The sequence below is a fragment of the Rhizobium sp. K102 genome (assembly GCF_022385315.1).
Classification (GTDB): Bacteria; Pseudomonadota; Alphaproteobacteria; order Rhizobiales; family Rhizobiaceae; genus Rhizobium; species Rhizobium croatiense.
This window is the reverse complement of the sequence record NZ_CP092436.1, coordinates 3,096,313-3,110,843: the sequence shown is the minus strand read 5'-3', so window position 1 is coordinate 3,110,843 and position 14,531 is coordinate 3,096,313. Positions and strand designations below refer to the sequence as shown.

The window sequence follows — 14,531 nt, the reverse complement described above, 5'->3', positions numbered from 1 at the left end:
CATGCCATCCACCTATGACACTGTTCGCTATGCATCGCTTGAGGGCCGCGCTGTGCTGATCACCGGCGGCGCGTCGGGGATCGGCGCGGAAATGGTCAGGGCTTTTACGGCGCAGGGCGCAAATGTCTTCTTCATCGATATCGACGCGGTCGAAGGGACAAAGCTCGCCGCCGAAACCGGTGCTGCCTTTTCGCTATGCGATATCACCGATATTGCGGCGCTGCGGATTGCCATCGCCGAGATCGAGCAGGCGTGTGGCGGCATCGCTACCCTGGTCAACAATGCCGGCAAGGATGATCGTCATGCGATGAGCGATGTCGAGCCGGATAGCTGGCGCAGGGCGCTGTCGCTCAATCTCGATCACCAGTTCTTCGCCACCCAGGCGGTCAGCTCGCGCATGGCGGAAAAGGGGACGGGATCGATCATCATGCTCGGCTCGATTTCCTGGATGCGCGGGCGTCCGGGCATGGTCGGCTATACGACCGCGAAGGCCGCGATCAACGGCATGACAAAGACGCTTGCCCGCGAACTCGGCCCTTCCGGAATCCGCGTCAATTGCATCGTGCCCGGCGCTGTTGTCACCGAGCGGCAGCTGAAGCTGTGGACCTCGCCGGAGCAGAACCAGCAGTTCATCGAACTGCAGGCGCTGAAATTCAGGCTGGATGCAAGCCATGTGGCGCGCATGGCGCTGTTTCTCGGCTCCGACGAAAGCGGCGGCTGTACGGGCGCCAATTTCGTCGTCGATGCCGGCCTGACCCAGAACTGACCGACAACCGACCAAGACGATGCAAGATCTGAAAGACATGGCGATGAAACTCGAAAAGACGGAAACCGGATTTACCGTGTCCATCAATGGCCGGACGATCCTCGATCACAGCACGAGTGCGCCTTGCATCTTTGCCGGCATCGGCGAGGAGCGCATGGATATGTATCGCGGCAACTTCGAGATTGAGGACTATGTTATTGAGCGCGGCCGACTGGCGCATGCCGAGATCGACGGAAACCGGATTGCCCTGTCGGAACGGTCGGGCCAGAAGCCACGGCTGGTGTTGACGATCGAGAACGGGGCGATCGAATTTGAAGCGTCCGATCCCCTCATCAACCGCCTCTGGATCCGAATTCCTGCCGATCACGATGAGCATGTCTGGGGCGGGGGCGAGCAGATGTCCTATTTCGATATGCGCGGCCGCCGCTTTCCGCTCTGGACGTCCGAGCCCGGCGTTGGCCGTGACCAGACCAGCGAGATCACGTTCAAATCGAACGTCAAGGACAGGGCGGGCGGGGACTATTTCAACACCAACTACCCGCAGCCGACCTATGTTTCCTCGGCGCTTTACGCCATGCATGTGGAGACGTCAGCCTATTCCGTCTTCGATTTCCGCCGCAAGGCCTTTCACGAGATCGAGGTCTGGGCGATCCCGGAGCGGATCGAGTTTTTTGCCGCTCCGACATTCGTCGAACTGGTCGAGGTGCTGTCGGACCGCTTTGGCCGCCAACCGCCGCTTCCCGAATGGGTGTACAACGGCGCGATCATCGGTCTGAAGGATGGGGAAAATTCTTTCCGGCGCCTGCAGTTGATGCGCGACGCGGGTGTCGAGGTGTCTGCTCTGTGGTGTGAGGACTGGGTCGGCCTGCGTAAAACCTCTTTCGGCGCGCGTCTTTTCTGGGACTGGCAAGTCAACGCGGAGCGTTATCCGGGCCTGCGCCGGAGGATCGCCGAACTCAAGGATGACGGCATCCGGTTCCTGGGCTACGTCAACCCCTATCTCTGTGTCGATGGACCCTTGTTCGAGATCGCCGAAAAAGCCGGCTATTTTGCAACGGATGCAGCCGGCAGGACCGCACTCGTTGATTTCGGCGAGTTCGATTGCGGCGTCGTGGATTTCACCAATCCGGCCGCGGCGGAATGGTTTGCCGAGGACATCATCGGCAAGAAGATGCTTGACTACGGCCTCTCCGGCTGGATGGCCGATTTCGGCGAATATCTGCCGATCGATGTCCATCTCTCAAACGGCATCGATGCCAAGCTGATGCACAATCAGTGGCCGACGCTCTGGGCCGAGGTCAACGCCAAGGCCGTTGCCAGCCGCAGCCAGACCGGCGAGGCGCTGTTCTTCATGCGCGCCGGCTTCACCGGCGTCCAGAAACATTGCCCGTTGCTGTGGGGCGGCGATCAGTCGGTGGATTTCTCCCGTCATGACGGGTTGGTCACGGTTATCTGTGCGGCATTGTCTTCCGGCCTGCTCGGCAATGCCTATCATCACTCCGACATCGGCGGCTACACCAGTCTCTTCGGCAATGTCCGCACGCCGGAGCTTTTGATGCGCTGGGCCGAAATGGCTGCATTCACGCCTGTCATGCGCAGCCACGAGGGAAATCGTCCGCGCGAAAACGTCCAGATCGATCAGAATCCGCAGGTGCTGTCGCATTTCGCCCGGATGACGCGGATCTACAAGCATCTTGCTCCCTACCTCAAATCCCTGTCCGGCGAGGCGGTTGCGCGGGGGCTGCCGGTGCAGCGGCCGCTCTTCCTGCATTACCAGGACGATCGCGAGACCTACGCGATCCAGGACAGCTACCTCTACGGCCCTGACATGCTGGTCGCGCCGATCTGGGAGGCGGCGCAGGCAGATCGTGTCGTCTATCTGCCGCAGGGCGAGCGGTGGGTTCACGCGTGGACCGGCGAAACCTTTGCCGGCGGCGAGAAGGTGCAGATCGCCGCGCCGCTGGGCCAGCCGCCCGTCTTCTATCGTGCCGGTTGCGCCAATGAAGCGCTGTTTTCCGGTCTTCGAGGCCTGTGACCGTGAGTGTTGCCGATCTTGCGGGGCTTCTGGTGCTGGCGGGTCTTGCCGCCTACATGCAGACCCTGACGGGTTTTGCCCTCGGCCTGATCATGATGGGCGGCATCGGGCTTTCCGGGCTGATGCCGCTGCCGGAGGCCGCGGTGCTCGTCGGCTGCATGGTGCTCGTCAATGCGGCGCAGGTCCTGGCACGCGGCTGGCGCGATATCGCCTGGGCGGAATTCTGGCCGATCGTCATCTTCAGCCTTGTTGCCCTTGCTGCTGGATACTGGCTGCTGGGCTTCATGGTTTCGAGATCCATCGATTGGCTGAAACTTGTGCTGGGTATCGTCATCATTGCCTCCAGCCTGCAGCTTGCGCTGAAGCCACAGCCGCTGGCGGTGCGGTCATCGACGGCTTCCTTCGGGTTTTTCGGTGCGGTTGCCGGCCTGATGGGCGGCCTTTTTTCCACCGCCGGTCCGCCGCTGGTCTATCATCTCTACCGGCAGCCGCTGCCGGCCGTCAGCATCCGCGAAACGCTGGTAGCGGTCTTTGCCGTCAATGCCGTCATTCGGCTGTCCATGGTCGCGGCTGCCGGCGAGATACCGCACAGCGGCTTCTGGTGGGGGCTGCTCTGCATTCCGGCCGTGATGATCATGACCTTGGTTGCGAAAAGGTGGCCGCCGCCCCTGACCGTCCTGTCCATTCGTCGCATCGCCTTCGGCCTGCTTTTCTTGTCCGGCCTGTCGCTGGCCGTTCCCGCTCTTTTGAAGATCATAGGAGATCATGCATCATGACCGAGCATCGCACGCTTGCCCTCAATGACCCCACGCTTCTCATAGATAAGGCTTTTGTCGACGGCGCGTGGATCGCCGCACCCGACGGCAAGTCATTCGCGGTCACCGATCCCTTCGACGGGGCGCTGATTGCCAATGTACCGGATCTCGGCCAGGCGGTTGTCGCCGAAGCGATCGATGCCGCAGCGGCCGCCCAGAAGCTCTGGGCAAGGCGGACGGCCAAGGAACGGGCGCAGGTGCTCAAGCGCTGGTACGATCTCATCATCGAAAATGCCGACGATCTGGCGCTGATCCTGACGACCGAGCAGGGCAAGCCGCTGGCGGAGGCGAAAGGTGAGGTCATTTCCAATGCCGCCTATCTCGAATGGTTCGCGGAGGAGGCAAAGCGCATCGACGGCGATATCATTCCCGGTCCCAATGCCGGCCAGCGCATCATGGTCCTGAAGCAACCGGTGGGCGTCTGCGCGGCGATCACGCCGTGGAATTTTCCGAACGGCATGATCACCCGCAAGGCAGGACCGGCCCTTGCTGCCGGCTGCAGCATGATCTTGAAGCCTGCTTCGCAGACGCCGCTATCGGCGCTGGCGCTTGCCCTTCTGGCCGAGCGCGCCGGCGTGCCGAAGGGGGTGTTCTCGGTCGTGACAGGGGAGGCCAAGCCAATCGGTCTTGAGTTCTGCCACAATCCGAAAATTGCCAAGATCACCTTTACCGGTTCGACCGGGGTCGGCCGATGGCTGATGAAGGAGGCGGCCGACGGCATCAAGCGCCTGTCGCTGGAGCTGGGGGGCAACGCGCCCTTCATCGTATTCGACGACGCGGACCTCGATGCCGCCGTCGAAGGCGCGATGATCTCCAAGTTCCGCAATGCCGGCCAGACCTGCGTCTGCGCCAACCGCATCTACGTACAGGAGAGCGTCGCTGCGGCTTTCACCGAAAAGCTTCTTGCCAAGGTTTCGGGACTTTCGCTCGGTCGCGGTACCGACGCCGGCGTCAGCCAAGGGCCGTTGATCGATGAGAAGGCTGTGGCGAAAATGGAAGAGCATGTCGCCGATGTGGTCGCAAGAGGCGGGGTCGTGCTTTCCGGCGGCAAACGCAGCGCGCTCGGGGGCACGTTCTTCGAGCCGACGGTCGTCACCGGCGTGACGCAGGCAATGAAGGTGGCAAAGGAGGAAACCTTTGCGCCGCTGGCGCCAATCATTTCATTCAAGGACGAGGACGACGTCATCGCCATGGCCAATGATAGCGAATTCGGCCTTGCCTCCTATTTTTACGCAAAGGACATGGCCCGCATTTGGCGTGTCGCGGAAGCGCTCGAGGCTGGCATGGTGGGCGTCAACACCGGCATGATCGCCAACGAAATGGCGCCCTTTGGCGGCATCAAACAGTCCGGTACCGGGCGCGAAGGATCGAAATACGGGATTGAGGGCTTTTTAGAGTTGAAGTATGTGGCCCTCGGGGGGATCTGACGATTCCAATCTGGGGATGTTGTGGGCACTTCTCTTGTTGCATCTGAGCACACATGCCCTTGAATCGGCAAGTTGGTGTCGGCTCTCAATCAGAGCCGACATACCTCGGCCCATCAACGAGCTGCAGAGTCGTTTGATCGTTCCGCTGCTTGCAACAACTCGTTGAGGCGGGTCGCCCATTCCTTATTGCCCTCTCGGAACGGTCCAAGCGCATCGCCGGCAGATTCCGGAAGACCGTTGGCCGCAGTGGCGAAGCGGCGAGCCTGCTGGATATTCCCCACGGCCATGTGGCAGCAGGCCTGAATGCGCATGAGCGCCGGCCAGTCGGGCCGCGCCTTTAATGCCGTGTGCCCGACGTCGAGCGCGCCCTCGACATCGTCCGAAAAGAACCGTGCGAGCATCAGGAGACTGAACCAGACCCCATTCTGCGGATCATGCGGATTGAGTTCGAGGCCACGAGACAAAGGCTTTCGTGCGCCGGCCGCATCACCGGAAAAGAGCCGGGCCATGCCAAGGACGAGATGCCCCAGGGCGAAGCTCGAACCGAGCTCGATCGACCGTTCCGCGGCGAGGATCGCCTGGTCGGCTCTGCCCGTATAGGCCGACACGATCGCCAGCGCATAATGCGAGTACGGGTTTCTCGCGTCGAGATAGATCGCCCGCAGGGCGGCAGTTAACCCTTCCTGACCATCCGCGGCGGGATCGTTCGTCCAGCCATAGGCGATGAGGCCGGCGTTGACCCGCGCCCGCCAGATCTGCGCCTCCGGAAGCATGGGGTCGAGCTCGGCGGCCTCGCGGAAAAATCGTCTTGCCAGAAGATGGGTTGGCTGTGAAACCTTGTGGAAATTGAATGTGCCTTGCCGGACAAGGTCCCAGGCCGTGATGTTGCCGGTGTGGGGAGCAACCGCAAGCCCGTGGCGCAACAGCAGCTCCGGTTCGACCGCCGCGGCGATCCGCTCGGCGATGGCGTCTTGCACCGCGAATATCTCGGCCAGCTGAAGGTCGTAATGCTCCGACCAGACCGTCGCGCCTTTGGAAGCGTCGGCGAGGTGCACCGATATCCGGATCCCTTCGCTGGTATACCGGATAGCCCCGTCCACCAAAAAATTGACACCGAGTTCGAGCCCGACGGCGCGCGGATCCCTGGAGCCATTCCATCTTGCGAAACTCGCTCCGCGTGACGCGACGCGCAGCCATCTGAACCGGGTGAGCGCGACGATCAGGTCGTCGGCGATACCGTCGGCCAAATATTGTCGCTCGGTATCACCGCCCAGATTTTCAAACGGCAGGACTGCAATCCCGGGGTTGGGTTCGGCTCGCGCATGCCACCCGCTGCCGGTTGCCTCGCTTGCGCTCTCCACCCGGCCGGAAAACCTGTAGCCGACCCGTGGGACGGTGACGATCCATTCGCTGCCGTCGGATGCCGGGCCGAGCAGCTTGCGAAGCGCAGCAATCTGAACGGAAAGATTACTTTCCTCGACGGCCAATCCCGGCCAAACGGCATCCATCAGAGCCGATTTGGCGACGACGCCCCCTTGTGCCGCAAGCAGAGTGGCAAGCAGCGAAGCGCCGCGGGCGCCAATGGCGACAGGCCGATCGTCACGAAGCAGGCATCCGTTCTCGGCGATGAACTCGAAGTGGCCGAATGCAAGGTGCTGAGTGTTCATGGCCAGCTATGATACGCCGGTTTCGGAGTTTTTCGGAATTTTTCGGCATCGCTTCAGGACTTGCGGCCCGCTGAGCGCGCAGAGTCTGTTTCATCGCCGCCACGAAAATGGTGAGAGCCATGAAGAACGAAGCAGCCCAGCCGAAAAATACTTCTGCAGTAACCGCAAAAGTCATGAGTGGCGGCGACAGCCATATCGCCAAGCAGGGATCTGTCTACCGATCGGGCGTCTCGGCTGAGAGCGTCGGATCGACCATGCTGTGGCTCGGGAGGATTTCGCTGCCGGCAGGCAGGCGAACCAGCGCCCATCGCCATGAGGGGCACGAGACCGCCCTTCTCATGACCGCCGGCCAGGAGATCGAAATCTGGTCTGGGCCGGAGCTCGAACGCTGCGAAACGGTGCGCCCCGGCGATTACCTGTTCATTCCTGCCGGCGTTCCACACGTGGCCGTCAATCGCAGCGTGGAAGACGCCGAGTTCCTCGGTGCCCGCAACGACCCGGGGGCGAACGAGAGCGTCGTTCTCATGCCGGAGCTAGACGACATCGTGCCCTGAAGCGCGTCGCGATCCTCGGATTGCTCGCCGCGCCTTAAGTCCCGTTTTTTTCGCATATCGCTATCCAAAACCACTGGCCGCTTTAACGCGATCTAATCACATGTGAGGTGCATCATGGCCATCATCGAACAGCGCCTGGCCGAAATGGGTCTGCAATTGCCCGAACCTTTGAAGGTTCGCGACGGCCTGAAATTGCCCTTTGCCTGGGTTCGGGTGCGCGGCACCCGCGCTTATATTTCGGGTCATGTCGCCTGCAACCCGGATGGGACTTTGGCAAAACCGCTTGGCAAGGTGGGAGCCGAAGTTTCGCCGGAGCAGGGTTACGCATCGGCGCGGCTCGTTGCCTTGGCCCACCTCGCAAGCCTCAAACGCGCCGTCGGAGAGCTCGATCGGGTGACGGCCTGGCTGCGCGTTTTCGCCATGGTGAACGTTGCGCCTGATTTCAATGAGACGCCGCTGGTTACAAACGGCTATTCCGATCTGATACTGGAGCTCTACGGTCCCGACGCCGGCGCCCACGCCCGCTCATCCATCGGCATGGCCATCCCATTGAATGCGCCGGTAAACTGCGAAGCGGAAGTCGAAATTGACGGTTGATCGCTAATAGACAAAGGGATCGACCTCGGCCTGGCTGCTCCCTGGGATAGATCAGCCTTGAGCAGGATGATGTTGGCATAAAGCTTAGGCTCGCTGGTCTGGATCAGCGCATGGGCGGCCGGTAGACCGAAGAGCCGCGTGAGGCACAGCTATCAGCCCGAGGGCATCTGCACAATTCGCAAAGCGCTTGATTGGAAGCGCCAACTCTCCTTCCGCCCGACGGAACGGATCGTCCCGTCAACGACGCTGCAGAATCCTGCTGTCGACCTGATGTGCGGTGATCTCCTCAATCGGCGCAGGTCTGCCCAGCAGATATCCCTGGCCGAAGTCACAGCCGAGATCCTGAAGCCGCTGAAGTTGGCTCTCCTCTTCGATGCCTTCGGCCGTTATCCTCACGCCCAGTCCGGTGCCGAGAGCGACGATGGCCTTGATCACCTTGTCCTGCTTGTCATTGGTCTCGAACGAAGCGACAAAACTCCTATCGATCTTGATCTTGTCGAACGGGTAGCTGGACAGCTGCGAGAGGCTGGAAAAGCCCGTTCCGAAATCGTCGAGAGCAATCCTGACCCCCGCATTCACGAGATCGTCGAGGACAATCCGTGCCGTGACGGCGTCCTGGATGATTGCGCTCTCCGTCACCTCAAGCTCGACCCTGTGCGCGGGCAGCCCGACATCGCCCAATATCTTGAGAATTCTGAGGCCGAGCAACCGGTCGCTCAGTTGGATCGGAGAAAGATTGAAGGACAGGACGAGCTCGCTTGGCCAGGAAAGCGCATCGGTGCAGGCGCTGCGAAGCAGTTGGTCCGTCAATTCGACGATCAGGCCGGCTTCCTCCGCCACTGGAATAAATTCGCTCGGCGGGATGAATTCGCCGGACGCCGTTTTCCAGCGCGCCAGCGCCTCGAAGCCGATAATCTTGTTCGCCTTCAGGTCCACGAGCGGTTGATAATAGGGAACGATCTCAGCCTTCCGGATGGCCGCGCGCAGATCCCCTTCTATTCTGACCCGTTTCGCCAGCTCTTCCTGCATCGACGGCACGAAGGGCTTCACCAGATTGCGCCCCTGCTTTTTCGCCACATACATCGCACAGTCCGAATGCCGGATGACCTGACCGAGCTCATCGCCGTCCTCCGGATAAAGTGCGAAGCCGACGCTGGCGCCGAGGTCGACGGCGACACCATTGAATGTGAACGGCTTGCCGATCGCGCTGACGATGCGGTTCCCCAATGCGACAAGATCGGGATTTCCGATGCGCCGCGCCAGAACCACAAACTCGTCTCCACCAAGGCGGAACACATGCTCGCGGGGAAAGAGCGAGGAGAGTCGCTGAGCAACGGTCTTCAGCACCGCATCACCGTGATCGTGCCCCAGGAGATCATTGACCTTCTTGAAGCCGTCGAGATCGATGCTGAACACGGCATAGGTTTCCTGTGCCCTTTGATCGACCATCGCCCGCGCGCATATGGAATCCAGAAATCTGCGGTTCGGCAGCTCGGTCAGCGTATCGTGACAGGCAATCCAATCGACGTTCTTTTCGGCCTGCAGCCTGCGATGAACCTCCCGCGAAAGATCCCGGATCCTCAGCGCGGAATAGACGACTCCCAAAAACCCGGAGACATTCAATGCAAGCAGCGCATGGTCCAGGGGATAGCCGTGATACCGTTCGATGAACCCATCCAGCCTCTCGTGCCAATCGAAGAACCAGGACAGGCAGAAAAGAAGCAGGAAGATCGAGAGCCAGCCCAATATCTCCATCTGGGGTCTGGTTGGTCGGATGCGAGGCATATGAACAGGCTCCCGTTGTGTGAAGAGCCATCATGGCCAGGTCGCAGGACCGCATCGTCCTTGGCGGTATCGAAGACCGCCACAAATCATTCGGGCGGAATTGAAAGGCCGGCTTGCGGTCGCCGATCAAGCGCGCAGCCAAGTTCGAAAGACTATTGTGAGCGTCGAAGGTTAACGGTGAGTTGCCCTGACCAGGAGTGCTGGGGTTTCGCTGCGCACAACGGATAGCTTTGCCGCAAATCGGATGAAGCGTCGGTTCGGAAATATCGCTTGACAACTTTGATGATGAGTATCATTAATCATCTATGATGATAGTTATCATTAAAATGACCGATGACAATTGGGGCCGCACCGGCGATTCAAAGGCTAAGGGCAACGGCGAGGATTGGGGGCGAGGCGCACCGGGAAACGGGTGTTCTCCCCGAACATCAGTCGGCATCGGCAAGGCTCTCAAGCGTGCTGGTGATATGATGGAGTGAATGATGAAAACGTCTCTCAGATACCTTCGGTCGGCGACCTGCTACGCTGAGGCGCCCAATCTCTGGATCAATGTTGGGGGAACCCCTTTCGTCTATCGCGACCTTGGCCCCCAAGGTGGCGTTCCGATCATTCTTCTCAATCATTGGGGCGCGGTGGTGGACAATTTCGATCCCAGTCTTGTCGATGGTCTCGCCGCCAAACATCACGTCATTGCAACAAATTACCGAGGTATTGGCGCCTCAGGCGGAACGGCCCCTCTGACAATCGACGAAATGGCGCGCGACGCTATCGCGTTGATCCGGGCGCTTGGCTTTCAAAAGGTCGATCTGCTCGGCTTTTCCCTTGGGGGATTTGTGGCCCAGGACATCGCCCTAAAGGCGCCGGACCTTGTGCGTAAACTCATCTTGACCGGAACCGGCCCAGCGGGCGGCACTGGAATCGAGAAGGTCGGAGCCGTGTCCTGGCCACTGATCATCAAAGCCTTGCTGACGCTACGCGACCCAAAAACCTATCTGTTTTTTACGTCGACGGAAAATGGCCGCCGAGCCGCGAAAGCCTTTCTGAATCGCCTCAAACAACGCCAGGCCGGAAGGGACAAAGGCCCCACCCCGAGGGCTTTCCTGCGGCAACTCAACGCGATCAAGGCTTGGGGGCGACAGGCGCCCCAGGATCTCGGCCGCATCAATATCCCGGTCCTGATCGCCAACGGCGACAATGACATCATGGTCCCGACAATAAGCAGCACCGATATGGCCCGGCGCATTCCGGGCGCGGAACTGGTGATCTACCAGGACGCCGGGCATGGCGGGATTTTCCAGAACCACGCCGATTTCGTGCCGAAGGCTTTATCGTTCCTTGGCGCCTGACGGAACAGACTTCGAATTGGAGAAAGCCTTATGAAGGCATTTGTCGTCGATAAATACAAGAAGATGGGCGCTCTGCGCCTGGCCAACCTGCCGGAACCGGAATTGCAGGACAATGATGTCCTCGTGCGGATTCAGGCCGCCGCCGTGAACCAGCTGGACTCCAAGCTCCGGGACGGAGAGTTCAAGCTTATTCTTCCATATCGTCCGCCCTTTGCCCTCGGCCACGACGTGGCCGGAACTGTTGTCAAAGCCGGATCCCGGGTCAGCCGGTTCAAGATTGGCGATGAGGTTTATGCGCGGCCACGCGATCATCGGGTCGGCACATTCGCCGAATTCATTGCCATCGATGAAGCCGATGCGGCGCTGAAGCCGAGCAACCTCAGCATGAGCGAAGCGGCCTCCATCCCGCTGGTGGGGCTGACCGCCTGGCAGGCGCTGGTCGAAGTGGGTAAGGTGAAGCCAGGCCAAAAGGTCTTCATTCAGGCCGGTTCCGGCGGAGTCGGGACGTTCGCCATTCAGCTTGCCAAACATCTGGGCGCGACGGTTGCGACGACGACGAGCGCTAAAAATGCCGAGCTGGCGAGAAGTCTCGGGGCGGATGTGGTAGTCGACTACAAGACTCAGGATTTCGAGAAGCTCTTGTCGGGTTACGATCTGGTGCTGAACAGCCAGGATCCGAAGACGCTTGAAAAATCTCTGGGCGTGCTGAAGCCGGGTGGCCGGCTGATTTCCATTTCCGGTCCGCCCGATCCCGCATTCGCCAGCGAGCTCGGCCTGAACCTGTTCCTGAAGCTGGTCCTGCGGCTGCTCAGCCGAGGAGTTCGCAAAAAGGCCAAGCGTCTCGGCGTCGCTTATACATTCCTGTTCATGCGCGCAGAGGGGCGGCAGCTGGGTGAGATTGCCAACCTGATCGAACAAGGCGTGATCCGGCCGGTCGTCGACAAGGTGTTTCCGTTTGAAAAGACCGGAGATGCGCTGGCCTATGTCGAGACCGGGCGCGCCAAGGGCAAGGTGGTCATCGCAGTCGCGAATTGACCTACGTCGCGCCGGCGCATGCGTGGCCCTATCGTTCCCGCACCCGATTCTGAATGGCGTCGCGGCAATCCGCCCGGCAGGCCTCGAGCAGTTCGTCCGCCAGCGGGGAATCGTCCGGGCAGGCCCTTGAAAGCACGATGGCGCCGACGGCCTGAGCGAGGATGGCGATGGCTTGCGCCCGCCCGCCGGCGCCGGAAGCGTGATGTTGCGCGATGCCGTCCTCCAGCGCGCGCACGAGCTTGTCTATTCCTTCAGCAAAAATGGCCTTCGTTTCTTCAGGCTGGCGAGCGGCATCGCAACCGAGCGCTGCGGCCGTGCATCCCTGGCCGCGTCCATCCCGGTGTTCGCGCGCGAGATAAAGTTCCATGACGGCGAGGACGTCATGACCGGCATAGCGCTTCAAGGTCTCGCTCAAACCATTCTCGGTCGACTCCGCGATCAACTCCTCCTTGGAGCGGAAGTGATTGTAGAAGCCGCCATGGGTAAGCCCCGCGCGCTCCATCAACTCCGCCACCCCGACGCCATCGAACCCGCGCTCGCGAAACAGCTCTGACGCGGTGGCGATAATCCGCCCGTAGTTTTCCTGCTTCTTTTCCTTGGTGATCCGCACGTCACGGTCCTTTCGACGGCCATTTCCAGCTATGATGGCGGCCGCCATTATAGCTTACATATTGATGATATGTATCATTAATTATGGACGGTCAACGAAGGCATCCCTTGTGACAGTGACGCACTTCATGCAGATGGCACCGCGCGTTTTTTTAGGCGCGGCGCCCTGCAGCAACTTTGAATGCGGGAAAAGGCGCCCCTCGGCATCGGGCTCAGATCGTTGCCTCGCTGTAGGTGGCCGCCAAGCGTTCCCCGCTCCGCACGGCTAAACTGTCAGAAGGACGCTACTTGGCATTCTCGCCGCCGACATCAGGGGTTGGGCAACCTGATCCAGCAACTGTCCCGCATTCTGCTCTTCACCCAGCGACAATGTTAGCAACTGCGCGACCGCCGGCTGCGCAAGTTGAAGTGCCATATTGCGAGCGGTGGTGTAAGCGGCAATCTCGTAGTGCTCGACCCGCAACGCCGCTCCAATCAAAGCCAGATCAGCGGGAGCGTCTTCCTTTTTCTTGCCTTCCGCCATCACTTCCTCGCCTTCCTCAACCAGGCCGGCCATGCCCTTGCATGGCTTTGCGCGAGCCGTGGTGCCAAGGATGCGCAGACATTCGTTCAAACGCTCGACCTGCGCCTCCGTCTCGGCAAGATGGTTGCGCAGCAAGGTCTGGAGCTGCTGCGTGCGCGCGGCTTTCTGCATTTTGGGAAGCGCCTTCAAAAGCTGCTTTTCCGCATGCAGCAGGTCACGGAGCTCATCCACAAGGACCTCCTGAATCGCTTCCGCTCCTTCAGGGGGAGCACTTTGAGCGCGAATTGCCGTTCCCCCGTTTTCAACGCCCGGGAGATCCTGGAAGGCCGGCGCCTCCACGAATTCCCAGGGGCCTCCTTCATTCCATGGACCGCGGGTGTCAACCTCACCTAAATCCCCTTGACCCGTGGAATCGTTGAAGAACTGATCGACCAGTCCTGCAGTCGGCGCAATCCTGCCGACGCTCAGCGAGGGCTTGCCCATGCTTTCGAGGGCGAGGGCGAAAGCACGCATGTGGGTGATCTCTCTGGTCATCAGGAACTGCAGCGCATCCTTGGTCCCCGGATCGCGGCAGAAGTCGATCAGGCGTTCGTAGACGATCTTGGCGCGGGCCTCCGCGGCTATATTGCTTCGCAGATCCACATCCAGCTCGCCTGTTATTTTCAGATAATCGGCCGTCCAGGGGTTTCCCATCGAATTGAAAAGGTTCACGCCACCGCCGCCTGCAATGGCGATCAGCGGGTCAGCTTCCGCCTCCTCTCTGACTGACTTCAGCGGCTTGAGGTGCATCCTCGCAAGAGTCCCGACGATCTCGAGGTGGCTGAGTTCTTCGGTTCCGATGTCCATCAGGAGGTCCTTCCGACCGGGATCCTCACAATTCAAACCTTGAATGGAGTATTGCATGGCCGCCGCAAGTTCACCGTTTGCGCCACCGAACTGTTCAAGCAGCATATTGCCGAATTTCGGATCAGGTTCGTCAACGCGAACGGTATACATGAGCTTCTTTACATGGTGATACATTGGCATCCTCCTGGTTGGATGCCGGCTAACCGACTCATCGCAGGAATGTTCCCGTCTGTGGTGCTGCTGGCGCATCGGATTGAATTCAACATCAGCCCACACCGGTCGGTGCTGCTTCGCAGGCAAGGCATTGCCTGTGCGGAGGTACTCCTCAATAAGGAGCCCATTACATGGTCGCCTCCTCAACGAGATCATCGATACTCGCGCAGCCAATCGGGTGTGGGGATGCGGATGGCCGCGGCTGGCCGGATCGGCAGCTTGAGCATCTCCGGCGTGCCGGGATCAGCAGGGTTTCGAGCGCCACGCGCCTACTCAGACGCGCAGCGAAGGCTATCGCGGCTTGAACGGCGGG

Annotated in this window: 12 protein-coding genes; 8 read left to right on the top strand and 4 right to left on the bottom strand. The window is 60.4% G+C overall.

Features of this window, described 5'->3' with window-relative positions; genetic code table 11:
- Window position 1: 1 nt before the first annotated feature.
- Genes MHI61_RS21355 through MHI61_RS21340 form a run of 4 tightly spaced genes read left to right on the top strand, consistent with a single transcriptional unit; the run spans window position 2 to window position 5,043 of the window.
- Window positions 2-766, top strand: a complete 765-nt coding sequence (locus MHI61_RS21355) for an SDR family oxidoreductase (RefSeq protein WP_239790421.1) — start codon at window positions 2-4, stop codon at window positions 764-766.
- A gap of 19 nt (window positions 767-785) precedes the next feature.
- Window positions 786-2,801, top strand: coding sequence for an alpha-glucosidase (locus tag MHI61_RS21350; protein WP_275593077.1), 2,016 nt, complete (start codon window positions 786-788; stop codon window positions 2,799-2,801).
- A gap of 2 nt (window positions 2,802-2,803) precedes the next feature.
- Window positions 2,804-3,577 carry a sulfite exporter TauE/SafE family protein gene (locus MHI61_RS21345; RefSeq protein ID WP_239790420.1) on the top strand — a complete coding sequence of 258 codons (774 nt, stop codon included), beginning with the start codon at window positions 2,804-2,806 and terminating at the stop codon, window positions 3,575-3,577.
- Window positions 3,574-5,043 (top strand): NAD-dependent succinate-semialdehyde dehydrogenase, encoded by a 1,470-nt coding sequence (locus tag MHI61_RS21340; protein ID WP_239790419.1) that lies wholly within the window; start codon window positions 3,574-3,576, stop codon window positions 5,041-5,043. The genes MHI61_RS21345 and MHI61_RS21340 overlap by 4 nt, the downstream gene beginning before the upstream one ends.
- A 113-nt stretch (window positions 5,044-5,156) precedes the next feature.
- Here MHI61_RS21340 and MHI61_RS21335 read toward each other — a convergent pair whose 3' ends face one another.
- Window positions 5,157-6,710 carry a winged helix-turn-helix domain-containing protein gene (locus MHI61_RS21335; protein ID WP_239790418.1) on the bottom strand — a complete coding sequence of 518 codons (1,554 nt, stop codon included), beginning with the start codon at window positions 6,708-6,710 and terminating at the stop codon, window positions 5,157-5,159.
- 119 nt (window positions 6,711-6,829) lie between these two features.
- Between MHI61_RS21335 and MHI61_RS21330 the strand changes: the two genes are divergently transcribed.
- Window positions 6,830-7,264, top strand: a complete 435-nt coding sequence (locus tag MHI61_RS21330) for a cupin domain-containing protein (protein WP_239790417.1) — start codon at window positions 6,830-6,832, stop codon at window positions 7,262-7,264.
- Between the two features lie 114 nt (window positions 7,265-7,378).
- A complete protein-coding gene (locus tag MHI61_RS21325) occupies window positions 7,379-7,861 on the top strand; it encodes a RidA family protein (RefSeq protein WP_239790416.1) in 483 nt (160 codons plus the stop codon).
- Window positions 7,862-8,098: 237 nt separating this feature from the next.
- On the opposite strand, the gene MHI61_RS21320 is transcribed toward MHI61_RS21325, so the two are convergent.
- Window positions 8,099-9,646: an EAL domain-containing protein gene (locus MHI61_RS21320; protein WP_239790415.1), complete on the bottom strand. Its 1,548-nt coding sequence runs from the start codon at window positions 9,644-9,646 to the stop codon at window positions 8,099-8,101.
- Between the two features lie 482 nt (window positions 9,647-10,128).
- Between MHI61_RS21320 and MHI61_RS21315 the strand changes: the two genes are divergently transcribed.
- Together MHI61_RS21315 and MHI61_RS21310 are read left to right on the top strand one after the other, a co-directional pair.
- Entirely contained in the window at window positions 10,129-10,992 is an 864-nt protein-coding gene (locus tag MHI61_RS21315; RefSeq protein ID WP_239790414.1) for an alpha/beta hydrolase, read from the top strand.
- Between the two features lie 30 nt (window positions 10,993-11,022).
- Window positions 11,023-12,027 (top strand): NADP-dependent oxidoreductase, encoded by a 1,005-nt coding sequence (locus MHI61_RS21310; protein WP_239790413.1) that lies wholly within the window; start codon window positions 11,023-11,025, stop codon window positions 12,025-12,027.
- Window positions 12,028-12,055: 28 nt separating this feature from the next.
- Here MHI61_RS21310 and MHI61_RS21305 read toward each other — a convergent pair whose 3' ends face one another.
- Window positions 12,056-12,637: a TetR/AcrR family transcriptional regulator gene (locus MHI61_RS21305; RefSeq protein WP_239790412.1), complete on the bottom strand. Its 582-nt coding sequence runs from the start codon at window positions 12,635-12,637 to the stop codon at window positions 12,056-12,058.
- Between the two features lie 264 nt (window positions 12,638-12,901).
- Window positions 12,902-14,179 carry a DUF892 family protein gene (locus tag MHI61_RS21300; RefSeq protein WP_183844364.1) on the bottom strand — a complete coding sequence of 426 codons (1,278 nt, stop codon included), beginning with the start codon at window positions 14,177-14,179 and terminating at the stop codon, window positions 12,902-12,904.
- Window positions 14,180-14,531: the final 352 nt, after the last annotated feature.